Annotated in this window: 25 protein-coding genes; 11 read left to right on the top strand and 14 right to left on the bottom strand. The window is 48.2% G+C overall.

Annotation, left to right across the window (positions count from 1 at the left end):
• Positions 1 to 142: 142 nt before the first annotated feature.
• A complete protein-coding gene (gene glmM, locus HHO50_RS05800; RefSeq protein ID WP_181305262.1) occupies positions 143 to 1,537 on the bottom strand; it encodes a phosphoglucosamine mutase in 1,395 nt (464 codons plus the stop codon).
• 798 nt (positions 1,538 to 2,335) lie between these two features.
• Here glmM and mazG point away from each other — a divergent pair.
• The 7 genes from mazG (at position 2,336) to HHO50_RS05765 (ending at position 9,155) form a co-directional block, all read left to right on the top strand.
• Entirely contained in the window at positions 2,336 to 3,151 is an 816-nt protein-coding gene (mazG, locus tag HHO50_RS05795) for a nucleoside triphosphate pyrophosphohydrolase (protein ID WP_181305048.1), read from the top strand.
• A gap of 270 nt (positions 3,152 to 3,421) precedes the next feature.
• Positions 3,422 to 4,279, top strand: a complete 858-nt coding sequence (locus tag HHO50_RS05790) for a MotA/TolQ/ExbB proton channel family protein (RefSeq protein ID WP_181305047.1) — start codon at positions 3,422 to 3,424, stop codon at positions 4,277 to 4,279.
• A gap of 27 nt (positions 4,280 to 4,306) precedes the next feature.
• Positions 4,307 to 4,912 carry a biopolymer transporter ExbD gene (locus HHO50_RS05785; protein ID WP_181305046.1) on the top strand — a complete coding sequence of 202 codons (606 nt, stop codon included), beginning with the start codon at positions 4,307 to 4,309 and terminating at the stop codon, positions 4,910 to 4,912.
• A gap of 15 nt (positions 4,913 to 4,927) precedes the next feature.
• Positions 4,928 to 5,464: a biopolymer transporter ExbD gene (locus HHO50_RS05780; protein WP_181305045.1), complete on the top strand. Its 537-nt coding sequence runs from the start codon at positions 4,928 to 4,930 to the stop codon at positions 5,462 to 5,464.
• Entirely contained in the window at positions 5,464 to 6,288 is an 825-nt protein-coding gene (locus tag HHO50_RS05775) for an energy transducer TonB (protein ID WP_181305044.1), read from the top strand. The genes HHO50_RS05780 and HHO50_RS05775 overlap by 1 nt, the downstream gene beginning before the upstream one ends.
• A gap of 380 nt (positions 6,289 to 6,668) precedes the next feature.
• Positions 6,669 to 7,616 carry a PstS family phosphate ABC transporter substrate-binding protein gene (locus tag HHO50_RS05770; RefSeq protein ID WP_181305043.1) on the top strand — a complete coding sequence of 316 codons (948 nt, stop codon included), beginning with the start codon at positions 6,669 to 6,671 and terminating at the stop codon, positions 7,614 to 7,616.
• A gap of 39 nt (positions 7,617 to 7,655) precedes the next feature.
• Positions 7,656 to 9,155 (top strand): lipopolysaccharide assembly protein LapB, encoded by a 1,500-nt coding sequence (locus HHO50_RS05765; protein WP_181305042.1) that lies wholly within the window; start codon positions 7,656 to 7,658, stop codon positions 9,153 to 9,155.
• Between the two features lie 1,849 nt (positions 9,156 to 11,004).
• Here the strand turns inward: HHO50_RS05765 and HHO50_RS05760 are convergent.
• The 13 genes from HHO50_RS05760 to HHO50_RS05700 all read right to left on the bottom strand — a co-directional run bounded on the left by HHO50_RS05760 (position 11,005) and on the right by HHO50_RS05700 (position 23,116).
• Complete coding sequence (locus HHO50_RS05760) at positions 11,005 to 12,075, bottom strand: RluA family pseudouridine synthase (protein ID WP_181305041.1); 1,071 nt, start codon at positions 12,073 to 12,075, stop codon at positions 11,005 to 11,007.
• Between the two features lie 93 nt (positions 12,076 to 12,168).
• On the bottom strand, positions 12,169 to 12,783 hold the full coding sequence (locus HHO50_RS05755; RefSeq protein WP_181305040.1) for an OmpH family outer membrane protein: 615 nt from the start codon (positions 12,781 to 12,783) through the stop codon (positions 12,169 to 12,171).
• 18 nt (positions 12,784 to 12,801) lie between these two features.
• Positions 12,802 to 13,482, bottom strand: coding sequence for an OmpH family outer membrane protein (locus tag HHO50_RS05750; protein WP_181305039.1), 681 nt, complete (start codon positions 13,480 to 13,482; stop codon positions 12,802 to 12,804).
• Positions 13,483 to 13,511: 29 nt separating this feature from the next.
• Entirely contained in the window at positions 13,512 to 16,097 is a 2,586-nt protein-coding gene (locus HHO50_RS05745) for an outer membrane protein assembly factor (protein ID WP_181305038.1), read from the bottom strand.
• The gene (locus HHO50_RS05740) at positions 16,097 to 16,843 is read right to left on the bottom strand and encodes an isoprenyl transferase (RefSeq protein WP_219921468.1); all 747 of its coding nucleotides are present in this window, start codon (positions 16,841 to 16,843) and stop codon (positions 16,097 to 16,099) included. Before HHO50_RS05740 ends, HHO50_RS05745 begins: the two co-directional genes overlap by 1 nt.
• An 83-nt stretch (positions 16,844 to 16,926) precedes the next feature.
• Positions 16,927 to 17,676, bottom strand: a complete 750-nt coding sequence (locus tag HHO50_RS05735) for a DUF6089 family protein (RefSeq protein ID WP_181305036.1) — start codon at positions 17,674 to 17,676, stop codon at positions 16,927 to 16,929.
• Positions 17,677 to 17,743: 67 nt separating this feature from the next.
• Entirely contained in the window at positions 17,744 to 18,694 is a 951-nt protein-coding gene (locus HHO50_RS05730; protein ID WP_181305035.1) for a DUF6089 family protein, read from the bottom strand.
• Positions 18,695 to 18,818: 124 nt separating this feature from the next.
• The gene (locus tag HHO50_RS05725; RefSeq protein ID WP_181305034.1) at positions 18,819 to 19,697 is read right to left on the bottom strand and encodes an NAD kinase; all 879 of its coding nucleotides are present in this window, start codon (positions 19,695 to 19,697) and stop codon (positions 18,819 to 18,821) included.
• Between the two features lie 73 nt (positions 19,698 to 19,770).
• Positions 19,771 to 20,436 carry a CBS domain-containing protein gene (locus HHO50_RS05720; RefSeq protein WP_181305033.1) on the bottom strand — a complete coding sequence of 222 codons (666 nt, stop codon included), beginning with the start codon at positions 20,434 to 20,436 and terminating at the stop codon, positions 19,771 to 19,773.
• On the bottom strand, positions 20,426 to 21,196 hold the full coding sequence (locus tag HHO50_RS05715; RefSeq protein ID WP_181305032.1) for an alpha/beta fold hydrolase: 771 nt from the start codon (positions 21,194 to 21,196) through the stop codon (positions 20,426 to 20,428). Before HHO50_RS05715 ends, HHO50_RS05720 begins: the two co-directional genes overlap by 11 nt.
• Positions 21,197 to 21,231: 35 nt before the next feature.
• Entirely contained in the window at positions 21,232 to 21,807 is a 576-nt protein-coding gene (locus HHO50_RS05710; protein WP_181305031.1) for an aminodeoxychorismate/anthranilate synthase component II, read from the bottom strand.
• A 328-nt stretch (positions 21,808 to 22,135) separates the two neighbouring features.
• Positions 22,136 to 22,645, bottom strand: coding sequence for a CvpA family protein (locus HHO50_RS05705; RefSeq protein ID WP_181305030.1), 510 nt, complete (start codon positions 22,643 to 22,645; stop codon positions 22,136 to 22,138).
• Positions 22,646 to 22,654: 9 nt separating this feature from the next.
• Positions 22,655 to 23,116, bottom strand: a complete 462-nt coding sequence (locus HHO50_RS05700) for a GatB/YqeY domain-containing protein (protein WP_181305029.1) — start codon at positions 23,114 to 23,116, stop codon at positions 22,655 to 22,657.
• Between the two features lie 115 nt (positions 23,117 to 23,231).
• Here HHO50_RS05700 and HHO50_RS05695 point away from each other — a divergent pair, with 115 nt between their 5' ends.
• From HHO50_RS05695 to HHO50_RS05680, 4 genes are all read left to right on the top strand, one after another.
• Positions 23,232 to 23,948 (top strand): pyridoxine 5'-phosphate synthase, encoded by a 717-nt coding sequence (locus HHO50_RS05695; RefSeq protein WP_181305028.1) that lies wholly within the window; start codon positions 23,232 to 23,234, stop codon positions 23,946 to 23,948.
• Between the two features lie 58 nt (positions 23,949 to 24,006).
• Entirely contained in the window at positions 24,007 to 24,585 is a 579-nt protein-coding gene (locus HHO50_RS05690) for a hypothetical protein (protein WP_181305027.1), read from the top strand.
• A gap of 41 nt (positions 24,586 to 24,626) precedes the next feature.
• Entirely contained in the window at positions 24,627 to 25,394 is a 768-nt protein-coding gene (locus tag HHO50_RS05685; RefSeq protein WP_181305026.1) for an alpha/beta fold hydrolase, read from the top strand.
• A gap of 228 nt (positions 25,395 to 25,622) precedes the next feature.
• Positions 25,623 to 26,342, top strand: coding sequence for an SAM-dependent methyltransferase (locus HHO50_RS05680; protein ID WP_181305025.1), 720 nt, complete (start codon positions 25,623 to 25,625; stop codon positions 26,340 to 26,342).
• Positions 26,343 to 26,718 lie beyond the last annotated feature (376 nt).

Genomic DNA, 26,718 nt, shown 5'->3' with positions numbered 1-26,718 from the left:
GTGAAACAGGTACGGTTCATATTTTGGGTATCAAGTAGCAGGTATCCCGTAACAAGATTTGACGTTCTACCTGCCTTGTGATTAACAGAGATGTCTCCGTTTAGGGCCTGATTCCAGTAAAACAGGCCCTAAACGGAGAATTCTACTCAGATTTGTCTGAGATGATTTCTTTGATGTCGCCGATGATCTTGTTGGCCAGGTGATCTGCGGTAGAGATGTTCTCAGACTCGGCGTAAATTCTAATGATGGGCTCTGTGTTAGACTTGCGCAGGTGCACCCACTCTTTGTTGAATTCAATTTTCACGCCATCAATGGTATTGATAGGCTGTTTGGCGTACTGTTTCTGCACTCTGGCCAGTACGGCGTCTACGTCAATCTCTTTGGTAAGCTCAATCTTGTTCTTAGAGATATGATAGTTAGGGTACTTGGCCCGCAGGCGGGACATTCTCAGGCCAGATTTAGCCAGATGGGTCAAAAACAGCGCGATTCCCACCAAGGCGTCGCGGCCGTAATGCAGTTCTGGGTAGATGATGCCTCCGTTGCCTTCACCGCCAATGATGGCGTTCTGGGCTTTCATCATGTTCACTACGTTCACCTCGCCTACGGCCGAGGCAAAATACTGGCCTCCGGCTTTCTCGGTGACATCGCGCAGGGCGCGGGTAGAGGACAGGTTGGAGACCGTGTTTCCTACCTGGTTCTGGAGCACGTAATCGGCCACGGCTACCAGGGTGTATTCTTCGCCAAACATGCTGCCGTCTTCGTTCACCAACGCCAGCCGGTCAACGTCTGGGTCTACCACAATGCCTAAGTCAAAGTTCCCTCTTTCCATTACCCGGGCTATCTCGCCCAGGTTTTCTGGCAGAGGCTCGGGGTTATGGGCGAAGTGCCCGGTGGGGTCGCAGTGAATTTTCTCAATGTGCTCTACCCCCAGGGCTTCCAGCAACATGGGCACGGCAAACCCTCCGCTGGAGTTCACGGCGTCTACCACCACTTTAAAGCCTTTGGATTTGATAGCCTCTACGTCTACCAGGGGCAGGTCAAGAATGGCTTTGATGTGTTTCTTCAGGAATTTATCAGTCTGGGTGTATTTGCCCAGTTTGGTCACCTCGGCAAACTGGAAAGACTCCTGCTCGGCTAACTCCAACACCAGTTTTCCTTCGGCGTCATTGATGAATTCACCGTTCTGGTTCAGGAGTTTGAGGGCGTTCCATTGCTTGGGGTTGTGGCTGGCGGTGAGAATAATTCCGCCGCCGGCTTTCTTGGCGGGCACCGCCATCTCTACGGTTGGCGTGGTAGACAGCCCTAAATCAATGACGTTAATGCCCAGGCCTTGTAGCGTAGCGGCCACTAATCTGTTAACCATCTCGCCAGACAGACGGGCGTCACGGCCTATGACAATGGTATCGTTCTGGGTGGTTTGCAGCACCCAGGTGCCAAACGCCGCCGCAAATTTCACGACGTCTACCGGGGTAAGGGCTTCCCCTACCGCTCCCCCAATTGTACCTCTTATTCCTGAAATTGATTTTATAAGTGCCACTGATTCCTGTTTTTGAAAACGCAAAAGTAGTAAAATTGAAATGATTCAACGCAAAGAAGGAGACAAAGGTAGCGGCATCTCTCCTATACTCACCTCTTAACGTGGCTTACCACAGGAGATTAGGCCGCCCCCAGAAGGCTCTGGCAGAAAGCGGAGTAGCCGGTAAGCGGTGGTACTGGAGCAGCCTATTTCTTATTACCAAAGCCCTTCCCTGCTGTGGGCTGCCGCGTTTATAGGCTTCTTTTACAAAATTACCGCCAAAACGGCGAAGGACTTGTGTCTATTCCCTGCGGAAAACGTATCTGTTTTCTACAGGCAACTGCTGTAGAGTTGGGCAGTAGCGCGCTTTAATGCACGGCCCTGCGCGGAGTCATCAGAAAATAAATTATTTTTTTAGTCTTTCATTTATGGAATCCTGCAGGAACGTGCATCATGGTAGTAAATAAATCGTTCTTCGCTGGGACAAGGTCTGGGCAGGAACGTGCTCCGTTTAAGGTGTGTTTTTCTGAAATCTGCCTGAGAGTTTGTTTACATTTCATCTTTGCGCTGCAAACAATCCTAAAAAGAACCTGCGTTCGCGGTTGCGTCACCCCGTAGCGTTGCTACGCTGCTCAAAAAACGCTTTCGCAGAACCTTTCTCTGGTTAGTTGAGCCGGCAAACCTGAAATCCAAACAAGCTCTGAAAACGAGTCCGCCACTATACTTGCACCGGTAAAGTTCAAGGTTTGTTGTGTTACTGTTTTATTAAGAAAGTACGCATAGCGCATGAAATCCTAACATTACGTTTATCTTTGTTATATGGAAACCCCCGCAGTACCCGCTTACTCCAGACAGGCCCAGCTAGCTGCTTTTAACCGTCTGCTGGATATTTTAGATGATTTGCGTGAAAAATGCCCCTGGGACAGGAAACAAACCATGGAAAGCCTTCGGCACCTCACCATTGAGGAAACCTACGAGCTCTCTGAGGCCATTCTCACCCAGGACATGCCGGAAATCAAAAAAGAGCTGGGCGACGTACTGCTGCACCTGGTTTTCTACGCAAAGATTGCTGCTGAACAAGGAGAATTTGATCTTGCGGAGGTTTTGAATGCCCAATGTGACAAGCTGGTTTTCCGGCATCCGCACATTTACGGAGACACCAAAGCCGACACAGAGGAAGAAGTTAAAAAGAACTGGGAGAGTTTAAAGCTGAAGGAGGGCAATAAATCTGTTTTGGCAGGCGTTCCTTCATCACTTCCGTCCATGGTGAAAGCTATGCGCATCCAAGAGAAGGCCCGCGGCGTTGGATTTGATTGGGATGAACCCTCCAAAGTTTGGGAGAAGGTGGAAGAAGAGATAGCTGAGTTCAAGGCTGAGTTTGACAAACCCCATTTAAGCCCCCAGGACAAGGCCAAAGCAACCGATGAGTTGGGCGATGTTTTCTTCTCACTCATCAACTTTGCCCGTTTTCTGGAGCTCAACCCAGAGGAGGCGCTGGCTAAAACCAACCAGAAGTTTATTCACCGTTTCCAGTACCTGGAGCAGGCAGCTGCTGCCCAGGGGAAGAAACTAAGTGAGATGACTTTGGCCCAAATGGATGTCTATTGGAACGAAGCTAAAACCAAAACAAGCTAAAGGAGTAATATCAATATTCTTAAGTATACTGCAAATGGATTGGATTTTTTCAGTAAAATTTAAGGTATTATTTGATATTTTGCGATTAAATCCCTAGGCTTGTATCTAGGTTGCTCCCAAGCTAGAGTCATTCTCTCACTGAATTAATGATATTAAGGGAATTATTCATGTCAAAAGAGCATTTAACTTTTTAACAACCAATTCATTATTAACAACTAACTCAAACAACTAACACAGTAACACAAACAACTAAACCTAAATTTTAGAAAAATGGAAAAAAAGAGTGCACCTGCAACTGCAAAACCAGCACAACAGAATGAAGGCAAAGCAGGCTCAATGTTCGCAAGTATTGTAATTCCGGTAGCCATTATTGCTGCTGTTCTTATTTATCTGTTTATTCTTGGTAACCCAGCCAACTTTGAGGGCGGTGACAACGCCAACCACCCTCTGCCAGGCAACATGCTAGGCCAGGTGTACAAGGGAGGTTTCATTGTACCCATCTTGATCGCCATTAACATTCTGGTAGTCGCTTTCTCAATTGAGCGTTTCTTGACCATCAGCAAAGCGAAGGGCGGCAAAGGCCTGGAGCACTTTGTGAGAAGCGTACGTCAGAAAATGAACGCGAATGACATCAATGGTGCCATCGCTATCTGCGACCAGCAAAAAGGCTCAGTAGGTAACGTGGTAAAAGCCGGTCTGTTAAAGTACCAGGAAATGCACAATGAGCACGGCATGACCAAAGATCAGCGTATTTTGGCTATCCAGAAGGAAATTGAAGAAGCAACTGCCCTTGAATTGCCTGTTTTGGAGAAAAACCTGGTCATCATCTCTACTATCGCTTCTGTATCTACCCTGGTAGGTTTGATTGGAACGGTATTGGGTATGATTAAAGCGTTCGCGGCCCTTGCAACGGCAAGTGGTGCACCAGATGCTACCCAGCTGGCAAACGGTATCTCTGAGGCCTTAATCAACACAGCCCTTGGTATTACCGGTTCTGCTATCGCTATTATTGCGTACAACTACTTTACCAGCAAGATTGATGAGTTGACCTACAGCATTGATGAGGCTTCTTACAGCATCATCCAGACGTATGCCGCTCAGCACACTGAGAACAACAGAACAATTTAATTGAACTTCTAACATAGAAGGAAAAAAATGCCTAAGGTAAAACCACATAGAACCTCTCCATCCCTGGACATGACGCCCATGGTGGACTTGGCATTCCTTCTGGTAACGTTCTTCATGCTTATTTCGAAGTTCGCGCCAGAGGAAGTGCTGGTAGTGGACACGCCTTCTGCCACCACAGAAATCAAGGCCCCAGATGCCAACGTTATCACCATTAGTATTGGTAATGATGAGCGGGTTTTCTTTGGAGTAGATGACAAAGCCACTAAACTGAGACTGATAGATAAGATAAGTGAGAAATACGGAGTAGGCTTCACCCAGCCAGAGAAAGACGTTTTCGCGTCACTGGCTTCCTTTGGAGTTCCCATCTCTCAACTTAAATCCTATCTGGCTCTGAAACCCGAAGATCAGAAAAAGGTGAACCAGCCAGGTATTCCTATTGATTCTGCCAGAAATGAGTTAGGCGACTGGGTACAATTGGCCCGCTACTCTAACCCCCAGTCTATTGTAGCCATCAAAGGAGACCAAACAGCAGGCTACCCGGTAGCTGGTCGTGTAATTGAGATCTTACAAGACAAAAACGTGAACCGTTTCAATCTTGTAACCGATATGGAAGTTAAACCTGTTATTAAATAACGTAAGGGAAACGACATGGCAGAAATACAACAGTCCGGCGGAGACGAAGGCGGTAAAAAGCGGGCCAAGAAAGGCTCTACCAAGGTGGACATGACGCCCATGGTGGACTTAGGCTTCCTGTTGCTTACCTTCTTCGTAATGACCACCACGTTGGCTAAACCACAGATCATGGAAATCAACATGCCTGTGAAGCCAAAAAATGAAGTTGAGCAAAATGAGCTGAAAGCATCTAATGCCTTTACCGTTTTACTTGGCGCAGACAACAGAATCTTCTATTACCGTGGCTTGCACCAGCCAAACGTTGGCGCAATTCCTACGGTAGAGGAAAGCAACTGGTCTGCCAACGGTATCAGAAAAACGGTACTGGAAGCTACACGCGCTAACCCTAACCTGGTAGTACTAATAAAGGCCGATGAGACTTCCTCTTATAAGAATCTGGTAGATATCTTAGACGAGATGGCTATCACCAGTACTCAAAAGTACGCCATTGTGGAGTTAGACAACGCAGATGCCACGCTACTTAGAAACGCAGAAAAAGGAGGAGCGCAATAATGGATAATCAACGTTTAGCAACCGCCTCTCTTGATGACATGGTCTTTGAAGGCCGTAACAAAGAGTATGGAGCGTACATGCTTCGTAAATTATACACGAAGCACGTAAACCGGGCAATTGTCATCTCCATCATTCTCTTTGTACTCTTCTTGAGTATTCCTTTGATTCAGTCTATGTTCAAAGGCGAAGAGGAGGTTTCAGTAGCTCCGGTAGTAAAAGTAGTGGACTTAGCAGCACCCCCTTCCGTTGAGAAGATAGTGCCACCGCCACCCCCACCACCAGATGCACCACCGCCACCGCCACCCGTACGGTCAACCGTTAAATTCACGCCTCCGGTAGTAAAGAAAGATGAGGAAGTAACGAAGGAAGAGATTCCTGACGTGAAAGAACTTTCAAGAACTGACGCTGGTACTGAGACCGTAAAAGGTGACCCTACGGCACCACCCACGCTTGAAGGCATTGAGAACGGCACCGGCCCAACCGGCCCGGTTCAGGAAGTCTTTGAAGATAAAGTGTACATTGCGGTAGAGAAAATGCCTGAGTTCCCGGGCGGAATGGGGGCTATGATGAAATACATGAGTGAGAAGTTCCGTATTCCATCAGCCGCGCAACGTGCTGGTGCCGAAGGTAACGTGGTACTCTCTTTCGTAGTAGGCCCAACCGGGGAAATCACCAATATTGAAGTTCTGAAAGGCCTTGGTTATGGTCTTGATGAGGAAGCGGTACGTGTCATCAAGGGGATGCCTAAATGGAACCCTGGAGAGCAGAACGGCCGTAAAGTATCTGTAAAATATACAGTTCCTTACCGCATCGTGATTAAGTAACCACTGCACTGGCTCTTTACAATGAAAAGCTCCGGAGACAGACATTCCTTTCAGAATGGTTTGTCTTCGGAGTTCTTTTTTACCCTGCCGCCTATCATTCACGTACTATGCTTGAAGACAAACCAGAAGCAGACCCATGACTTACTCTAGAAGGCCACAGCGCCCACCCCAGCGAAACACTTATGTCAACATCATGAAATATGTGTCGCTGCTCATGGTGCTTTTATACTTTGGCTTCGGCCTATACGTTCTTCTTTCTACTCCCAAACAGATACCTTTCCCCCAGGAATATAAGTATATCTTTGGCGGACTACTCCTTTTCTATGGTTTGATTAGATTTGTGAGGGCGTACCAACAGTATTTCAAAAAAACCAGACGAAATGAAGAAGATTAATCTTTTAGCTTTTCTATGTACTGCGGGTGTGGCCTTGACTACGGCTTCTTGCGGTCAGTCTGGCGGCAAAACGGCAGATACCCCAACCAGCGGAAGCATCAAAATAAGCGTAGATGAATCCTTTGCGCCCATCATTGATGCCCAGATCCAGACCTTTCAGGGGTTATACAAATATGCCAAAGTACATGCTGTGTATAAACCTGAAGTACAGGTAGTGCATGATCTTTTAAATGATACCGTTCGCTTCGCCATAATGGCACGGGAACTGAATGACCAGGAGAAGGCTGAATTTGATAAAATCAAAATAACCCCCAGGATCAACAAGATTGCCATAGACGGCATAGCCCTCATCTTAAACAAGGAAAACACAGATACCACCCTCACCTTACAACAGGTTAGGAGTATCTTTACAGGTGCCACCACAACCTGGCGCCAGCTAGACCCCACTGCCCAGGATGGCAAGATCACTATTGTGTTTGATAATAGTAATTCCAGCACCGCCCGGTTCATTATTGATTCTATTAACCAGAAGAAACCCTTGCCGCCCAATACGTATGCCTCTACGTCAAACTCAAACTTGGTTGACTACGTAGCCCAAAATAGAAACGCCATTGGAGTAATAGGCGTGAACTGGATCAGCGACCGGCATGACAGCACCGCCATTAGTTTTCTCAACAAAGTAAATGTGGTGGGCATCAGCAGCAAAGAGAACCCCACTTCTGAAGATGATTTTGTACAACCTTATCAAGGTTATTTAGCACAAGGAACTTATCCACTACGCAGAGAGGTTTTTATAGTAAGCAAAGAGGCCCGAACCGGACTTGGCACAGGTTTTGCATCTTTCATTACCGGTGATAAAGGCCAAAGGATCATCCTAAAGTCTGGCTTAGTGCCAGCTTCTATGCCAGTAAGGGTAGTAGGGTTCAGAGAATAATTACAAACAGAGTTTCACTTACACTAACAACCAAAACAAATGACTAAGAACTGGAAGACGTATGGGGTTTTAGCGGCCGCTTTCTTTACCGCCGCTGGAGCCTCAGCACATAACAATGAGCTGCGTTCTGGTGAGATTGAACTGACACAATCTGTTATACAGTCCACCCAGGCGCAAGTAGCATTCGCTTCCTACGCTGTACAAGACAATGCTGCCGCCAGCTTGGTAAAGCAAGGCAAAGCAGCTCTTGAGCAAAACAAAGTAGCCGAAGCACAACAGCTTTTTGACAAAGCATTGTCCCTGACTAAAAACAAGGACAACAATATCAAGATCATGATTGGGGAAGCCTATGTTACCTCAGGCGTAAAAGATTTAACACCTGCTATTAAGGTTTTAGAGGAAGCTACCAGCAAAGATACCAAGAATGCGAACGCGTTTGTTCTACTTGGTGATGCTTACCTGCACAACAAGACGGTAGACGGTGGTAAGGCGATGGCGAACTATGACAAAGCCCTTGCCGCAGACAGCAAATTTGCGAAAGCGCACTTGCGTAAAGGGCAACTTTATGTACAGTCCCGCAACTTTACCCAAGCAAAAGAAGCGTTGGATGCCGCGTTGGCAGCAGACCCCAACTACGCTCCCACCTACCTTGAGTTAGCAGAACTGTATTACCGCGCAGAACAGTATGAGAAAAGTTCTGAGTACATCAAGAAGTACGTATCTATGGCCGAAAACACGCCTGAGACCCGTGCTAAGTACGCCTCTATCCTCTACCTGACAAAGGATTACGCCAATGCCATGACAGAGATCCAATCTGTTCTGAAGAGCGATCCTAACAACATTGCCATGAACCGTTTGTTGGCATACACTTACTATGACACCAAACAGTATGACAAAGCATTAGAAGCCATCACGGCGTACTTCAATAAGTATGATGAGTCTAAACGAATCCCGTCAGACTATGAGTACTATGCCAATACGCTGGTAGAGAACAAGAAGCCCCAGGAAGCCATTGCGGTTATTGAGCAGGCCAAAAAAGTTGACCCCAAGAATCCGCTTTACAATGATCTGTTGGCGAAACAATACCTGAGCCTTAAAGACTACCCTAAAGCCATTGAGGCCTATAAAGCGAAGTTCGCCGTTTCACCTCCCAATAATACAGACTTGTTCTACTATGGGTACACCCATGAGTTGAACGACGACTATAAGACAGCAGACAGCGTGTACACGATCATCACCAAAAGCAACCCTACGTATGCGTATGGTCACTTCTGGAGAGCCCGTGTGAACTCTAACTTAGACCCTGAAACCAAGGAAGGCTTGGCCAAACCTCACTACGAAGAGTTTATCAAGCTTACCGCAGGTGATAAAGAGAAGTACAAGAGAGACTTAATCACGGCAAACAACTACCTTGGCTATTACTACTATACCAAAAAGGATAAAGCCAACGCTACTAAATACTGGCAAGAGGTAAAAACCTTAGACCCAGCCAACGCTGATGCCACAAATGGATTGAATGGCCTTAAAGCTATGAAGTAATCTTCCTTCAAGAACACAAAAAAGCGCCTCTTAGATTAAGAGGCGCTTTTTTTATGCCTTCATAACAGCATCATCTGCTTACTTTTGGTTATCCTATGAATCTGGGGCTACTTTTTACACAAGTATATTCTATAGCCTATGAATCCGTTAGAAGCTAAGTTTTGAGCCGTAATTTTTTTGGTAAAAGCAGAAATGCCCCGTTCGCACAGAACAATTGGCTCTGTGCTGCATCTTATACTTCAGAAAAGACATGTTGAGGCTGCGGCTTTACCGAAGTTTCAAACTTCAGTCATATAGCTTCAAATAGGAAACTTGAACCATGGATTTTTTTGGAAAGCGGATTGAAGGAAAAATTCCCCTCCTTATCCTGCTCAGAGGTGTAAGCTCACAGTACAGAAGAAAACTCAAAAGCAGAAAACAGCAAAGCCATAAATTGCACGAGCCAAATCTCAGCAAAATGAAACTGTTTAACGTCTGTTTTTGCAGAACCAGGCCCAAAACAGCAGTGCACATGAACACTTGTACAACCATCAAATGAAAGAACTTCCTTGCTACTCAGTTTTGGCACACTTTTGGAAAAATAGTGCAAAAACGAATTGAATAGATAAAAGCTCCATAGAAATCAAAATATCAAAGTCATACTGCGCATCATTATAAGTTGCTGACCTCCCGCAGAAGATAACCTCATCCTTAGCCCCTTTCCAGTAGAGAGGAGGAACCCCGCTGATGCGTTTTTGGGGTATTTTGCGGAAACTGGACGGAAACCTGTGAGGTCTCCAAGACCCCACAGGTTTAGAAAGTAAACTGGCGCGAGACTCCCTTCTTGTGACAAAGGATGAAGCGAGTCTCCAGACTCGCCGGGAACCATGAGCAGGCTTGTGTGACAGCAGTTATAGATACCGGAGAAGAGGCTAAAGCGCTAAAGCCAGGTGATGCTGGTATTATTTAGAGGCTATGAGTGAATAAGCAATCAAGAGGAAGTAGCTTGAAGTCCCCTAGAACCTTCTCCTTTCAGCAGCCCAGATTGGTAGCTCTTTTGCTTTGTGGTTACCACCACCCCCAGCCCTTCCTACCTTAGGAGGGGACTTCTGTTCTGCCCTTCAGATTGTGGTTTGGGTGCGGTAGAAACGGAGCTGGCGCAGACACTCGCAGGTCTAAAGACGCTACAAGGTCTTTGGAGTGGGAGTTATTGCGTTCGTACCAGCAATACGTGAACCAGCAGGCGTAAACATCCCCCTTCGCCCCCTTCAAAGGGAGAGTATCTGCTAGCGTAAGGGGGTAGCGTGTTCTAAAGGAGATTTAGAGAAAACAGGCTTGAAACGGAGTTGGCAGAGCCACTCACAGACTTGGTAGACGCTACGAGGTCGCGGTATTGCGGAGAGAAACAGAACCCACCCCTACTCCTCTGAGGAGGGGAATACGGCTTTACAGGAAAATAAGGACAATATAACTTGTACAACCAATAACTGCCCTTGCTGCAATGGCCTTTACTACTTTCCCCAGTTCCAGTCTTCCCCGAGAGCGCCTCGCTTTTGGCCCTGGACAGACAGCTACTAAGAGAAGAGAACTTCCCAGGCCGAAAGGGCAGTGCGAGAGGGAAAGACGGGGCCTCGCGGCCGTGAGCGCATATCGGCAGAGATGGAACAGCACTTGCACTCACGCAAAAAGCAGCTAAGCCAAGGGGACAGCAAACGGCGTGCACATGCTAATAATCAACGCAAAAAGCGGACAAGCCAAGGGAACTCAGAAAGGCGTGCACCTCCCAATCGCTCCAAAAAAGCCAGTTCCAAACACAGAAATGAACCAAGAAGGGTATAACCCCTGTCCTGCTGAGTTTTAAACCTCTTTATTAAGAATTGATTCTATTCTGAAGAACCTGCCCGTATTGACGCCATTTCTCCAAAGCAGCCACAAAATCAACGGGGAGGTCAGATTCAAAGAAAACGAACTGGTGCGTAGTAGGATGAATAAAACCCAGTGACTTGGCATGCAAGGCCTGTCTGGGCAAGACCTCAAATGTATTTTGGACGAAAGCCTTGTAGGAGCCTGTCTGTTGGCCTTTCAAGATTCTATCACCACCGTAGGTAGCATCATTGAACAGCGGGTGCCCCAGGTACTTCATATGCGCTCTAATCTGGTGGGTACGCCCGGTCTCCAAGTTGCACTTGATCAAACTACAGTACGTAAAGCTTTCCAGTACCTCATAATGGGTAACGGCGGGCTTCCCGAATTCCCCATCTGGGTAAACCGCCATTACTTTCCTATCTTTTGCGCTACGCCCTATGTGTCCTACAATGGTTCCCTTTGTCTGGGCCGGTACTCCCCATACCAAGGCATAGTACGTTCGTTCAATAGAATGGTCAAAAAACTGCCTGGCCAGAAAGGCCATGGCCAACTCAGACTTAGCAATCACCAACAGCCCAGACGTGTCTTTGTCAATCCGGTGCACCAAGCCTGGGCGTATTTCTCCGTTTCTGGCAGTAGGCAAATTCTGCAGGTAATACACTAATCCGTTGACCAACGTACCAGACCAGTTGTTATACGCTGGATGCACCACCATACTGGGAGGTTTATTGATGATCATCAACTCCTCATCTTCAAATACAATGTTTAAAGGAATGTTTTCAGGAACAACATCGGTGTCTCTGGGAGGCGTAGCGAGGGTAACCGTAATCACATCCAACGGCTTTACTTTATAGCTAGCCTTGGTGGGGTTTCCATTGATGCGTACAGATTCGGCTTTGATGGCATCCTGGAGTTTGTTACGGGTCACGTTAGGCAGGCGATCCATCAGGAATTTGTCAATCCGCAATAGTGCCTGTCCCTTATCCACCTGAATGCGGTGATGCTCATATAACTCATCAGAATCAGCATTCGCCAATTCTTCATACTCGTCTTCTATGCCGCCTGGTAATTGCATCTGTTTTAAGCCTATTTTTCAAAATTTAGCACAAAAATAAAGAGCCGGTAACGATAATCGTCACCGGCTCTTTACTTAAAGAGGTCTTAAACCTTATTTTTTCTTCTTAACCGGAGCTGAATTTTGGACAGCTGGCTTAGGAGAAGTTGAGGCACCTGGGGTAGCGGCTGAAGCAGCGGCGGCACCTTTAGGAGCCGGTGTTACGCCCAGGTCTTTCAAGACCAGGTCAGTGAAGCTGTTTCCATCTTCGGGGCCGTATAACAAAGCTTCAGCGGTAAAGATGTGGGTGTATCCGTTCTCTTTGGCCACTTTGTCAATTGACTTCTGGATTTTGTTCATGACAGGCTCTAACGCGGCTTGCTCTTTTTTCTGCAGAGAGGCATCAGCGTTACGCTGAAACTCTTCAATAGAGGCTTGCAACGTCGTCAACTCTTTTTCTCTATCTGCTCTCACCACATCCGTCATGGTAGGGGCACCTTTTTTGTACACCTCTACTTTTTCCTGGTACGTTTTGTACTTATTCTGAAGCTCTTTCTCCAATTGGCTGCTATGGGCTTTCAGATCAGATTCAATCTGGCGGCTCTCAGGCAATTGGCTGATGATGTAATTGGCGTTGGTATAACCAACTTTCACGGTTCCTGTCTGTGCAAAAGAAGCCACACTCACTAGTAAAAAGGAGGCTACTAACAGAGATTTCAGTTTGTTCATTGTAAGTTACTTAGTTGTTTAATTGTTTTTCTTTTTAACCGGGGTTGTTTTACGGATTGGTTCTGCTTTTTTAGTCGTCGGGTTTTGTGGCGTCACCGCCCCTGCAGGGAGTGGCGGCACATCGGCGGGATCATCTACCAAAGCATCTGCGGGGCGGGCACCTGCCGTATTCTGTTCCTTGGAGGCAAGGCCTAACTCTTCCAATACAAATTCTGTGTAATCATGCCGGGGATCAGTATATAACATCACCACATCTCCAGACTTGTCAAACATGAAGTTCAAGCCACGTTGCCGAACGATCTTCTCAACCGCTTCAAATAATTGATCCTGTACGGGTCTAACCAGTTCTTGCCGTCTTTTAAACAAAGAGCCCTCAAACCCAAACATCTTCCGCTGGTACTCCCGTATTTCGGCATCTTTGCGGGTTAGTTCTTCCTGCCGCTTCACTTTCATGTCGGGCGTTAACAAGATCTCTTCAGCCTGATAACTCTTTTGAAGCTTTTCAAGTTCCGCCCGCATGCCCTCAATTTCCTTTTGCCAGGTCTGCGACAGTTTTTCTACCTCGGCCTGCGCTGTGGCATAGGCAGGCATTTTCTGCAAGATAAAACCAGAATCTATATAGCCAAAGCGCTGCGCACCCACATCCTGCCCAAACAGAAAGAACAAGCCTACAAACAAAAAGCACCCCAACTTCTTCATTACACCTATCTTAACAAATTCTGTTCCAATTATCTGATTTGTTGACCAATGATAAAGTGGAACTGACCTCCACTCGCACCAGGGCGCCCGGGCACGGTGTCAAGCCCCCATCCATAGTCAAAGCCCAGCAAACCGAAGGCGGCCATAAATACCCTGGCTCCTACCCCTACAGAACGATATAGTTTGAATGGATCGTATTCACGGTAGCTTCCAAAGTTATTACCTGCCTCAGCAAAACCAAGCACATAAACAGTAGCCGCTGGGTTCAAAGAAACCGGGTAGCGCAATTCTGCCACATATTTATTGAAGGCGATACCACCCGCCGCATTTGGCGAGATACTTTCGTCTTCGTAGCCTCTTAAGCCCACATAATCTGTAGCCACAATGAAGGAACCTCCTCCTAAGCCAGAACCACCCAACTTGAATCGTTCAAAGGGCCCGATTACTCCGTTGGAACCGTATGTTCCAATGAAACCGAAGTGGGCACGGGTATTCAAAACCAGCTTACCGTCGCCACTTAAAGAGTGGAACCAAGATGCATCAAACATCCATTTATGGAATTCAATCCACTGGAAATTATTGACCGTGCTCTTAAACAAAGAGTAAGGCGGCGTAAAGGTCACGTTCAGGCCAATGGAAGAACCAGACCGGGTGTAGGTTGGGTTGTCAATGCTGGAACGGGCAAAGGAGGTAATAAAGGAGATGTTGTTCGCATCTCTAATCTGGTCTGCCTCTGCATAGCCCTGGAAGATGGTAGAGCCATTGCTCATATTATACCTGAAGTAAGAAATAGAATTACTTAAGGTAAAATAGTCATCTGGCCACCGCAGTCTTCTGCCCAGGTTTACGCTTGCTCCGGTAATGTCAATGAACGCATCTTCAGATTGGCCAAACTCGTCTAGCTGGTTGAATCTCTGGATGGATTTGCTCAAACTCACTGTCAAGGAGTTAGGCCTGCGTCCGCCCAGCCATGGCTCCGTAAACGATAAGGAATAAGATTGGTATCTTTTACCGTTGGCCTGAATGTTAAGGGCTAACCGTTGCCCATCTCCGGAAGGAACAGGTCGCCATTCTTTCCAATCGGCGGCTTTGCGCAGAGAGAAGTTATTCAACACCAAACCTACCGTTCCTACCGCGCCAAGGCCACCACCCCAACCACCAGACAAGGTAATCTGGTCATTAGGCCGTTCCTCTACCGTGTACCGAATGTCTACCGTCCCGTTTTCTGGATTAGGGATGGGCTCCATTCCAATTTTCTCTGGGTCAAAGTACCCCAGGTTGGAAAGCTCCCGCTGCGAACGGATCAAAGCCGATCTACTGAAATTTTGCCCTGGTAAGGTGCGTAACTCCCGTAGAATCACGTGGTCACTGGTTTTGGTATTTCCGGTAACAGTGATTGAGTTCACTGTGGCCTGGGTTCCCTCGCTTAAGCGCATCTCAATGTCAATGGAATCCCCTTCTACGGCCACTTCAACGGGCTCAATCTGGAAAAACAGGTAACCGTCATCCATATACAGGGAGGTCACGTCATTTCCGTTGGGGTTATAGTTCAGACGTTTGTCCAGTTCTTCTCTGTTGTAGACATCTCCTTTGTTCAGGCCCAGTACTCTGGCCAGCATGGCATCGTCATACAGGTAGTTACCGCTCCAGGTAATGTTGCGGTAGTAATATCTGCGCCCTTCGTCCACTACAATCTTGATGCCTATGCGGTCATCACTGATTTTATAAATAGAATCAGAGAGGATGGCTGCATCACGGAAACCTTCAGCGTTGTAAAAATCAATAAGAAGCTTTTTATCTTCTTCGTACTCCGCTTTGTTGAATTTAGCGCCCGTGAAGACTTTATAGAATTTCTTTTCCTTCGTCTTCTTCAGCTGGCGTTTGAGTTTGGTCTCACTAAAGACTTCATCGTCCTCACTGCTCCACAGGCCAGAGAAGAAACCACCAATACCAGTACCTTCCGCTTTTCCGGTTGCAGGATTGGCTCTCTCAATGTCCAGTTCGCCAATACGAACCTTTTCCCCTTTGTCTACTCTAATTTCAAGCGCTACGCTGTTAGAAATGACAGAGTCTGGCGTTTGCCTGATAACCACCTGGGCATTGAGATAGCCTTTGTCCTGGAAGAACTTCTGAACGGTGGTGCGGGTGGAGTTTAAAAGCGCATCTGTCACTACCCTCCCTTTGTTCAAGGCAATGGACTTCTGCAAATCCTCTGACTGGGCCTTCGAGGTTCCAACGAAGTCAAACCTGGACAGGCGCGGGCGCTCCGTTAGAAAGAAGTCAAGATAAATAGTATCGTCCTCAATCTTGGTGGCACGCACATCTACCCCGCCCAAAATACCTTGATCCCAAAGTTTTTGAATGGCCCTGCTGATGGCGTCACCCGGAACATCAATTTCATCACCAATTCTCAACCCGGTAAGGGAAATCAACGTAGTAGGATCTAGGAACTTAGCACCACTTACCGTGATACCGCCAATCTTATATTTACGGGGATTTGCGTAATCAATGGATGTGGCCGCATTGCTGCTGCTTCCCACACCTAGTCTGATCTGCGCGGTGGCAGTTACACCAGACATTACCAAGAGGCATAACAGCCAAAAGTACTTACTCATTAAGAATGTGCTTTTTGTAATTGTTCGCTTGTCTTTCCAAAACGACGTTCTCGTTGCTGAAAAGCAAGTATGGCTTCATAAAGATGTTCTTTCCTGAAATCAGGCCACAGTAAATCTGTGATGTACAATTCTGTGTACGCTAACTGCCAAAGCAAGAAGTTACTGATGCGTTGCTCCCCACTGGTTCTGATTAAGAGCTCTGGGTCAGGCATGCCAGCCGTATTCAAGCAACTCTGCACTGTAGCCTCATTGATCTCTTCTGGCGCCAGCTCACCTGCTTTTACCTGCGCCGCAAGCTTTTGCATGGCGTTCACCAATTCCCAACGGCCGCTATAACTCAACGCCAAGACCAGTGTCATGCGGGTATTCTGGCTGGTGAGCTGAATTGCTTCCTCCAGTTGCTTTCTGCAGGCCTGGGGCAGCGCCGCCACATCACCAATAGATTGCAACCGGATATTGTTTTTGTTCAGGGTCTCCGTTTCCTTCCGGATGGTGCTGACCAGCAACTGCATCAAGGCTTCTACTTCATACTTAGGCCTTGACCAGTTTTCTGTTGAGAAAGCGTAAAGGGTTAAGTAGCGCACCCCCAATTCTGCCGCCGCCTCTACGGTTTCGCGCACGGCCGTAATGGCGTTTTGGTGGCCAAAAATCCTAAGGTTGCCCTTTTTCTTTGCCCACCTGCCATTCCCGTCCATGATAACGGCAATGTGTTGGGGCAAATTGCCTATGTCTATCTTTTCCTTCAGGCTCATTAAAAAGAAATTTCAATGCAATTTAGGAAAAGCTTAGCACATTATACACATTTGATTCTCCGCTACCGTTATCCCATTTACTTAATGGGGCAGTGTATCTTATAGAAAGTATAGGAAATGCTAACCCCATTGTAAAAATACAGGTCTCTGCTGTGGGGGTTCATGACCTGTTCATTCTGATCGGTGAGGTTGTCGAAATCATCTGTGAAGAGCACCCGCACGCCTGCTTCAAAGCCTAAGTTCCAATGCTCAGAGAGGGCGTACTTTACGCCGGCACCAACGGGAACGGCAAAAGCAAATCCTGTTCTATAGGCTGCGTCTTTCCCGCTGCCAGATGGATAGATAAGACTAGGGTCTTCTACGCCGTTCCTATATGCCGTTGTTTTGTTATTGTACACCAACCCGGCCAAACTTACCGTAAAATAAGGCGTCCAGCGGATATTGCGTCTGAAATCATAGTAGTCCATGAAGTTATAGTCAATGCCGCCACTCAGCTCCAGAAGGCTGGTGGTAACCGTAGCTTGCCTATACATAGACAAAGGCAGCTCTCTGGCCAGAAAGGACGGGTTATCTGTATAAGCTTCATCTTCGGCCTTGATTCGCCCAATAAGTACGCTTGCTTTCCAGGCCAAAGAGCTAGAGATATCTTTTTTATAGAAAATATTGAGGGCAGGCCTGTTACTCTGCAACCGGTACCTGGGCGCCACTTCCCCTTTGTACACGACTCCGCCAATACCAACCCCTAGCTCACTGGTTGTTCTGGGTTGCCCCGTTTGCTGTTGCGCGATAGCAGGTACTACAAAAAAAACACTCCCTATTTGTACCAAGGCGCAAATAAGGAGTGTGCGTACTGTTTTTAGGCTCATTTACTTCAAATCAAAAGGTGTTACCGAGTTAACGGAATTTCGGTCCTCTTCTTGCTGGAGCCAGGATATAATTTAAAGAAAACCCAGTGGTAATGTACCAGTCATCATCTGAGGCGTCTCCTCTTTGGTTTCCTTTAGCGCCAAATCCTTCTATTCTGCTGTACCCGTTCTCAGTGATAATGGGGTACTGACTTGCTCTTGAATTCTCAGCGCTTCTGTCAGACAGGATGGCGGCGGCCTGACTCAGATCATTTTTATCTGCGTAAGTAGTACTTACATCATCTAAGTAGTCAGTAAAAGTTTTACGCCAGGTAATCTCAAATCCTACATCCCAGGTTCTGGCAAGCTTGTACTTCACCCCAAAACCGAAAGGGATCGCAAACTGAACCTTCTTATAAGGCTCTGGATAGCCACCTCCATTTGCGTACTGCCCTTCAGTTCCCAAAGGCTGTAATTCATACCAACCGGCCGGCAGCGCGGCATTATCGCCGTCATAGTACGCTTTGGGGTTGTGGTGTAGCACCGCTAGACCAACAAAGGCATACGGAGTAAAGTCTGGGCGACGAAGGTATGTTCTGCGGTTCTCAAACAAATCAATGATACCATGTACGCTTAGTTCCTTGATGTCATTTCTGAAACTAAGGTTACGCTTGAATCTAGGCTCGTTTTCTGGCTCAGAGAAGTCAGCGCTTTTGCTGTCATCACCGGTGATTCTTCCCCAGGACAAAGCGGCTCTACCAGAAATCCTGGGCGTGAATTTACGGGTGAAGTGTACTGACACACTTGGGCGGGTAGAGTTCAGGCGTAAGCTGGTAAAGTCAGATTCTGGGGTTACATCGCCAAAGTAATTCATGGCATTCAAACTGATCCCCACGCTGTTGTAAAGATTTCTCCTATTGAAACGCTGTGCTTCTGCCTCAGGAGCAGCCGCCATAAAGAGAACAAACAAAATTAAAAAAGTAGAGAAAATTTTTTTCATGCCATCAACTATTACTTACTGAACTTCCATTTACTGTGCAGAACATTCTTCTGCAACGGACAAAATTATACTTTTTTTTATTACCACAAGCAGGTAATAGGATTTTATAATTTTTTGTTTTTATTTAACCATTTCGCTGATCAAGCCCCCAGTGCATTTTGGTTCTAAGGGTGGTCAGGAAATTCACCTGGTTCAATTTCACCAATCTGGCGTTGAAATCTTCACGCCTGACCGCCAACTGGATAGAGGCATCTACAGGCCTGGATCTGGAATCCAAAGACACGAGATACCTGGTGCTTCGGCCTTCAATCTCAAAGGAAATAACACTCTTATCTGAGACCACTAGAGGGCGTACGTTTAAGTTATGAGGGCATACGGGAGAGATCACAAAATTGTTTGTCTGCGGCATCATCACGGGCCCACCGCAGGAAAGGGAGTACCCCGTAGAACCGGTAGGGGTTGCCACTATTAAACCATCTGCCCAGTAAGAGTTGAGATATTCGCCGTCTATGTAGGTATGCACCGCAATCATGGAAGAGGTATCCCGCTTCACGATGGTGAACTCATTCAGCCCAAAGTTAATGCCATCAAATACTTCCTGGTCACTGTCCAGATGGATGAGCGACCGGTCTTCTAAAGTAAAGTGTCCTTTAAGCAAAGAGTCAATGGCCATGTCTAATTGGGCATACGGCACAGAGGCCAGAAACCCCAGTCTTCCCATGTTAATACCCATGATGGGGATCTGCAAGGCACCCACGTAGGTCACTGCATCTAAAAGAGTACCGTCTCCCCCTAAACTCAGCACATAATTGACGTCTTTCAGACTGGTTTCCCTGGTAAATACTTCTGCGTGGGCAGGAATATTGGCAAGTGGGGCGAACGCCTCCACGAAGTGGTCTGCCACGGTCACCTGAACCCCCTGCCGAGCCAAAATGTCAAATAGCCGGTGCACAAAAGGAATCACTTCCTCTTTCACAGGTTTACCAACTATTGCTATTTTCATGACAGATGAGGCAAAGGGATTGCAATAAATTTACGGAAAGCACAAATATAGTGCCTTGGCTACTATAGGAAAGTTAAATATTTAAGTAGCGTAAAAGCATATCTAATCTATCCTGGTCTTCTGGCGCGCTGGAAGTATCCTGAAACTGAGCCGTTATCTTATAGCCAAACCGTTCCAAGGTAGCAATGATGCGGGTAAGGTCGCCGGTATTTATTTTCAGGGTCAGCTTTATCCGGAAGATATCGGCTTCATCTGGTGACACATTGGCGCTCAGGATTTTGGCGTTGTTTGACTCTACCAACCGGCTGATTTCACTAAGCGAATAATCACGCTCGGCCATGCACAGCACCAGAATTCCGCCCTGGCCTTGGATGGCCGACATCTGACCGAATGCCGAAATGGTGTCATTTACCGTAATTACGCCCAAATACTCCTGCAAGTCATCCAGCACAGGCACCACCTGCACTTTGTTTTTGATAGCCAGTTCCATCACGTTGTAGAAGTGTTGGTTTTGCTGCACGTGCACGTGCTCAAAATCAAAAGGAATGTCCGCTAAGACCATCTCGGGGTTCTTAGCCTCCATGACGTTCTCTTCGGTGACCAAACCTAAGTATTTTCGGTTCTTGACCACGGGCAGTTGGTTCAGCCGGAACTCATCCATCCAACGCACGGCTTTCTCGCCGGTGTCTGAGGGTCTAAGGGGCGGAACCATCTGGTTTATCAGTTCTTCAGCTATCATACGAAGCGTTCTTTAACAGGAATTCTTCTAAGATACTGTTAAAGGCGGTTGGATGTTCCATCATGGGGGCGTGGCAGCAGTGATCTATGAACCGTAACTCTGAATTCTGGATCAATCTGTTGAACTCATGGGCCACCACAGGCGGCGTAATGGTGTCATTCAAGCCCCAGATCAATAGCGTGGGTGCTTTGATTCTGCCTAGCTCTTTGCTCAGGTTATTCCGCTGCGCAGATTTGGCGATGTAGATAATCCGGAGGGCTTTGGGGTTGCTGTTGGTGATCTCAAACACTTCGTCTACCAGGTCTTTGGTAGCCACAGCTGGGTCATAAAAGGTGTATTCTATGCGTTCTTTCACAAAACTGTAGCTGCCGCGCTTGGGGAAAGAACCGCCCATGGAATCTTCAAACAACCCCGAGCTACCGGTCAGGACTAACCGCTTCACGTACTCAGGTCGTTTCAAGGCGAACTCCAGCGCCACGTGCCCACCCAGGGAATTTCCCAGCAGCGTTAGGTCAGCTAAGTTTTTATGGGCCACAAAGTCTTCCACAAATTCTACCAAGCCCGGCACACTGGCCTGAGGCAAGGGCATTTCGTACAGCGGCATAAGCGGAATGACCACGCGAAAGTTTTTGTGGAAATAGGAGACCACCCCCTGCCAGTTACTCAGCGCCCCAAACAGACCATGCAGGAGCAACAGCACTTCGCCTTCGCCCTCATCTATGTACTCAAACCCGCCTTCCTTCTTGATTTCCAAATTCATGTGAGAAAATCGCTTGTATTGATAGTAAGTATAATCTATTCTAAAGATGTAATATTAGCAATATTCACCCAATTTCTGAGTATTTCCAGTCCGTGCGGGGTAAGCGCCGCCTCTGGGTGAAACTGCAACGCGTATAAGGGCAAATGGGCGTGCCTGAACGCCATGAGTTCCCCCTCAGAGGTTTGCGCCAGCGGTACCAAATCTGCTGGAGATTCCTGTACCACCAGTGAATGGTAGCGCACTACCGGTATACTGGCGGGAAGCCCCGCAAAAATGGGATCAGGTACACACTCAATCTCCGAGATTTTCCCGTGCATTGGCCGCAGGCCTTTCACCACCTTGGCCCCGAAGAACTGACCTAACGCCTGGTGCCCCAGACAGATACCCAGCATAGGCAAGCGGTCATGGTAATAGTCAATGACGGCGGGCATGACCCCGGCCCGTTCGGGCGTGCCCGGCCCCGGCGACAAGACAATTCCCTCTAGCGGCAAGGCTTTGAGTTGTTCCAGCGGCACATCATTCCGGCGTACTTCCACCTCTACGCCCAACTGGCGGAAATAGTCAAAGAGGTTGTAGGTAAAGGAATCAAAGTTGTCTAAAAGCAGCAGCACAGAGAAGAAAACGCAACCAAGCGAAAAAAGATATTCCTGTTTTGGGCCTGTTTTTGGCAATACAAGCTTAAAACAGGAACCTGTTTAGTAAAGAGGAAGAAGAGAGAAGCCAGCCACGCCTCCATCCGCAGAAGCCTTTCGGCTAGCCGTTGAAAACACCCAGCAAAGGCGAACAAGATGTTTCTGTTTTAGGCTTGTTTTTCCAAAAACAGGCCTAAAACAGAAACATGGAAACTTGACGGTGACCAGCAACTGCGGTTTTGCAGGACTTACTCCCGTTTTGAGGCTGTTTTGGTAAAAATAGCCTCAAAACGGACAGTTGCGGATTTTACCCAAATGACTCCAGCGCCTCGCGCCCGAAGGGGATTATCCATTGCACCAAAGCCCAAGCGTTGGGCGCGGCATCCAGGTAATACGGGTACACGTCAGACTCACGCACGGTTTGCAGGGCCACGTCCAAGCCCGTGGCGTTGGCGAAGTACACCAGCAGGCAAATGGCAAACGCCCATTTGGCGCCGCCCAGCCCGGCTCCTACCACGTTGTCCATCATGCCCAGCGGGGTTAAATGTACACCTTTCTTGACCATTCTGCCCACCGCCCTTACGGCAAAGCCGATGCCGGTAAAAACCAGCAGGTACGGAAGAAACGGCAGAAAACCGGCTTTGTCACCCAGCCACTCATGGATGGGCGGCGTCACCAGCCCTACTATTTTCATTCCGAAGACGGTCAAGATGACGAGCGTCGCCAAAGAGGCAATCTCCAGCACTAGGCCTTTGAAGAAACCCTTGAAAGCGCCGTACGCCACCGGCAGAAGCAGGAAAAGGTCGAAGGTACTCACCCCTGGGAATTAGGCGTTGGTGTTGTTCAACAAGGCGTTTACCGCGTTGGAAATGGCCCGGCCGTCGGCTTGGCCCGCTAGTTCACGGGAGGCCACGCCCATTACTTTGCCCATGTCTGAAGGCCCCAAGGCACCCACGCGCTGGATGATTTCCAGCAGACGCTCGCGTAAATCGCCTTCGTCCAGTTGCTGGGGCAGGAATTCCTCAATGATCGCCAGTTCGGCTAGTTCAATTTCCTCCAGGTCGGTACGGGACTGGGTGCGGTACACCTCCGCCGATTCGCGGCGTTGTTTGGCGGCTTTGGTCAGCAGTTTCAGCTCAGTGTCTGGAGTTAAGGCCTGCACGCCGCCTTTCTCGGTTTCGGCTAACAGAATCTGGGACTTGATGGCGCGCAGGGCTTGCAGACGCACTTTATCTTTAGCCAACATGGCTTGTTTAATGCCGGCTTCAACTTTTTCTTTCAGGCTCATAGTTTATTTAGTAAAGGTGCCACGGCACCCGGGTCAGAAATCATTTAGGAAAGTGACATCAAGTTTCTTTTATCTTTGTTCCATTCATCCCGAAGAACGTTAACGCAAAAGAACCATGACGAAACTGAGCGTAAATATAAATAAAATAGCCACGTTACGGAACGCCCGCGGCGGCAACCGGCCAAATGTAGTGCAAACCGCGCTGGACTGCGAACGGTTCGGGGCACAGGGCATCACGGTGCACCCGCGGCCCGACGAGCGGCACATCCGGTTTCAGGATGTATACGACCTGAAGGCCGTGGTGACTACCGAGTTCAACATTGAGGGCAACCCTACCCCAGATTTCATCAAACTGGTCTTAGCCGTAAAGCCCGAACAGGTGACCCTGGTACCCGATGCGCCCGACGCCATCACTTCTAACGCCGGTTGGGACACGCTTAAACACAAAGACTTTCTGGTAGACGTGATTGCCAAGTTCAAAGCCCACGGCATCCGGACGTCCATCTTCGTAGACCCCATTACCGCGCAGGTGGAAGGCGCCGCCGAAACGGGCACTGATCGCATTGAACTTTACACCGAAGCCTACGCCCACGACTACCTAACCAACCGCGAAGCGGCCGTAAAACCCTACGCCGAGGCGGCCCGCGTGGCCCAAACTTGCGGCTTAGGCCTGAACGCCGGCCATGACCTGGATCTGGACAATCTGCGCTACCTCAGAGAGCAACTGCCTAACCTGGCTGAAGTTTCCATTGGCCACGCCCTCATTTGTGACGCGCTGTATTACGGTTTGGAGAACACCATCCAGCTTTACTTGCGCCAACTCAACTACTAATGCGATATTTCCTTTTTTCGGTTCATTTTCTAAAAAACAGCCCTAAAACCCGGCTGCTATGCTAGGCGTGTTGCTCAAAATAGCCGCCTTAGTCATAGCGGCGCAGTACGGCGTGCGGTTCTTTGCCTGGTTGTTCAGGAAACAGCAGCGGGTGTTCTTTCTCTCGCCCATGCGCCAGTTCAAGATGGTGTTCTGGTCGTTGCTCAGTTTCTGGTTGGGCGGTACCATGCTGGGCATGCTGCTGCGGGAACAGAATGATACGCCGTTGGAAAAAGGCATTGCGATTGGTTTGGGCACGGTGCTGTTTCTGTTCGCTTTGCCCACGTTGCTGGTGCATTTTCAGTACTGGCGCTATGAGCGGGAAAATGCCCTGGAATTGGAAAAAGAGACCAAAAGCGCGTTACTCCTGCAACCCGGCGGCAAGTATCTGCTCAACCCGCAGCACATTAGGGAAATCACGCACACCCGCAGCCTGTCTAAACGCTTCTTCTGGAGTTCTTACCAGTACCTCACGCTTTCGCTCACCAACGGAGAACAGCTTAAAATCACCTCTTTGCTGATAGATTTAGAGCAACTGAAAGCCCTTTGGCCCCGCGTGCCGTACCAAACCAAAACGAAATGGGTCTGTTTTCTGTAAAACAGACCTAAAACGCATCTCTTACGAAACCCCTCCAGACCATGGAATTAAATTATAAGCTCTTAGGCGAAGGCCAGCCCCTCCTTATCTTACACGGTCTCTTCGGCACGCTGGACAATTGGCAGACCCTGGGCCGCGAGTTCTCCAAAACCTACCAGGTGTACCTGATTGACCTGCGCAACCACGGCCGCTCGCCGCATTCTCCTGAGTTCAGTTACCAGCTCATGTCAGATGACCTGCTGGAGTTCATTCAGCAGCACCAACTGCAGAACCCCATGATTATTGGTCATTCCATGGGTGGCAAGGTAGCCATGAACTTCGCCCTGCAAAACCCGGATAAGCTCTCCAAACTGCTGGTCGCTGACATAGCTCCTAAGTACTACCCCCCGCACCACGATGATATTCTGGCTGGTTTCCGCTCCATTGACCTCGCTTCGGTTAAAAACCGGCAGGAAGCCGATGACCAACTGGCCGTGAATGTAAATGATTACGGTACCCGCCAGTTCCTGCTCAAAAACCTGTACCGCAAAGAAGACAACAGCTTTGGCTGGCGCCTAAACCTGGATGCCATTGAAGCAAACCTGCCTCAAGTACTGAGTAACATTGACTCAGACACGCCTTTTACCAACCCCACGCTGTTTCTGCGCGGCGGCAACTCGCGCTACATTAAACCAGAGCAGGACTTACCGCAGATTCAGAAACTCTTCCCCAATGCCCGCATAGAAACCATTGAGAACGCCGGTCATTGGCTTCACGCCGAACAACCGCAGGAATTCTATGGGTTAACCATGGAGTTTCTGCAGGGATAGTTACTCCTATTCTGAACCAATATCTATTTGAATCTCTGGCAATTCAGTTAAAATTCTATCATTCTAACGAACCTAGGCCCCGAACGATTGTAGCGCTTAAGCCCAAGTCTATCTAGTTCGCCCACAAGATCCTTCCAGGATGACAGCAGGGAGATAATCAGGATGACAAAAGAGAGAAAAGCTGCTTCTCCTGTTTTGAACCCCTTTTAGATAAAACACCAAAGAAACATGAGCACACCCGCCAAAGGCACTCTCTTCTTAATTCCCACTGTTTTGGCCGAGGACACAGCGGCAGATGTCATTTGCCGGCAGGTGGCCGAGGTAACGGCGGAGCTCACCTGTTTTCTGGTGGAGAATGCCCGCACCGCCCGTCGCTACATCAAATCCATTGCACCCAGCCAAACCATAGAAGAACTACAGATTACGGTTATTGATAAGAATTCCTCTGATGCCGAATTAACCGCTGCCTTAAAGCCTTTGCTTGCCGGACAAGATGCCGGGGTAATTTCAGAGGCCGGTTGCCCGGGCGTGGCAGACCCGGGGGCGGAGTTGGCGCGTCTGGCGCACCAGCACGGCGTGAAAGTAGTGCCGTTGGTAGGCCCTTCGGCTATTCTGATGGGGTTGATGGCCTCGGGATTCAACGGTCAGTCGTTTGCGTTTCACGGCTATCTGCCCATTGAGAAACGTGACCGTATTCAGGCCTTGAAGGGGTTGGAGAAAGAAATGGCGCAGAAAGACCAGACCCAGATCTTCATGGAAACACCTTACCGCAACAAACAGATGATAGACGATTTGCTGCTGCACTTAAGCAAAGACACCAAGCTGTGCATTGCCGCCAACATCACGGGCTCCAATGAATTCATCAAAACCCTGCGGGTGGCGGACTGGAAAGGCAACGTACCTGACCTTCACAAACAACCTGCGGTTTTCCTTATTTACAAACGTTGACCTTCGCTTCCGTTTTAGGGCTGTTTTTTAGAAAACAGGTTTAAAAGGAGTAACTGGAAATCGAACCGAAGTACAAGGTCAGGAATAAGCACTACTTCTTTTTCCCTGTCATCCTGAAAGGATCTTGGCCGTGAACGGCAAATTTGTTTCATTAGTGCTTTTCTAGCTTGCCCACAAGATCCTTCCAGGATGACAAAAGGCATGTTTTATTTGTCCTCCTATTTACAAACTAGCTGCTGCAAATACTTGCTGGCTGGCGCGAGACTTTAGTCTCGGGACAAAGGATGAAGCGAGTCTCCAGACTCGCCGGAAACCACAAGCTGAAACCTATAACCGCCTTTCAACGCTATCAACTTCCCATTCAAAACAAAGGGGT

This window comes from Rufibacter sp. XAAS-G3-1, assembly GCF_013623775.1.
Taxonomy (GTDB): Bacteria; Bacteroidota; Bacteroidia; order Cytophagales; family Hymenobacteraceae; genus Nibribacter.
This window is presented reverse-complemented; position numbering and strand designations above follow the sequence as displayed.

Coding starts and splice junctions, on each gene's coding strand:
- mazG (WP_181305048.1), top strand. CDS start 2,336: ATGGAAACCCCCGCAGTACCCGCTTACTCCAGACAGGCCCAGCTAGCT.
- HHO50_RS05790 (WP_181305047.1), top strand. CDS start 3,422: ATGGAAAAAAAGAGTGCACCTGCAACTGCAAAACCAGCACAACAGAAT.
- HHO50_RS05785 (WP_181305046.1), top strand. CDS start 4,307: ATGCCTAAGGTAAAACCACATAGAACCTCTCCATCCCTGGACATGACG.
- HHO50_RS05780 (WP_181305045.1), top strand. CDS start 4,928: ATGGCAGAAATACAACAGTCCGGCGGAGACGAAGGCGGTAAAAAGCGG.
- HHO50_RS05775 (WP_181305044.1), top strand. CDS start 5,464: ATGGATAATCAACGTTTAGCAACCGCCTCTCTTGATGACATGGTCTTT.
- HHO50_RS05770 (WP_181305043.1), top strand. CDS start 6,669: ATGAAGAAGATTAATCTTTTAGCTTTTCTATGTACTGCGGGTGTGGCC.
- HHO50_RS05765 (WP_181305042.1), top strand. CDS start 7,656: ATGACTAAGAACTGGAAGACGTATGGGGTTTTAGCGGCCGCTTTCTTT.
- HHO50_RS05760 (WP_181305041.1), bottom strand. CDS start 12,075: ATGCAATTACCAGGCGGCATAGAAGACGAGTATGAAGAATTGGCGAAT.
- HHO50_RS05755 (WP_181305040.1), bottom strand. CDS start 12,783: ATGAACAAACTGAAATCTCTGTTAGTAGCCTCCTTTTTACTAGTGAGT.
- HHO50_RS05750 (WP_181305039.1), bottom strand. CDS start 13,482: ATGAAGAAGTTGGGGTGCTTTTTGTTTGTAGGCTTGTTCTTTCTGTTT.
- HHO50_RS05745 (WP_181305038.1), bottom strand. CDS start 16,097: ATGAGTAAGTACTTTTGGCTGTTATGCCTCTTGGTAATGTCTGGTGTA.
- HHO50_RS05730 (WP_181305035.1), bottom strand. CDS start 18,694: ATGAAAAAAATTTTCTCTACTTTTTTAATTTTGTTTGTTCTCTTTATG.
- HHO50_RS05725 (WP_181305034.1), bottom strand. CDS start 19,697: ATGAAAATAGCAATAGTTGGTAAACCTGTGAAAGAGGAAGTGATTCCT.
- HHO50_RS05720 (WP_181305033.1), bottom strand. CDS start 20,436: ATGATAGCTGAAGAACTGATAAACCAGATGGTTCCGCCCCTTAGACCC.
- HHO50_RS05715 (WP_181305032.1), bottom strand. CDS start 21,196: ATGAATTTGGAAATCAAGAAGGAAGGCGGGTTTGAGTACATAGATGAG.
- HHO50_RS05700 (WP_181305029.1), bottom strand. CDS start 23,116: ATGAGCCTGAAAGAAAAAGTTGAAGCCGGCATTAAACAAGCCATGTTG.
- HHO50_RS05695 (WP_181305028.1), top strand. CDS start 23,232: ATGACGAAACTGAGCGTAAATATAAATAAAATAGCCACGTTACGGAAC.
- HHO50_RS05690 (WP_181305027.1), top strand. CDS start 24,007: ATGCTAGGCGTGTTGCTCAAAATAGCCGCCTTAGTCATAGCGGCGCAG.
- HHO50_RS05685 (WP_181305026.1), top strand. CDS start 24,627: ATGGAATTAAATTATAAGCTCTTAGGCGAAGGCCAGCCCCTCCTTATC.
- HHO50_RS05680 (WP_181305025.1), top strand. CDS start 25,623: ATGAGCACACCCGCCAAAGGCACTCTCTTCTTAATTCCCACTGTTTTG.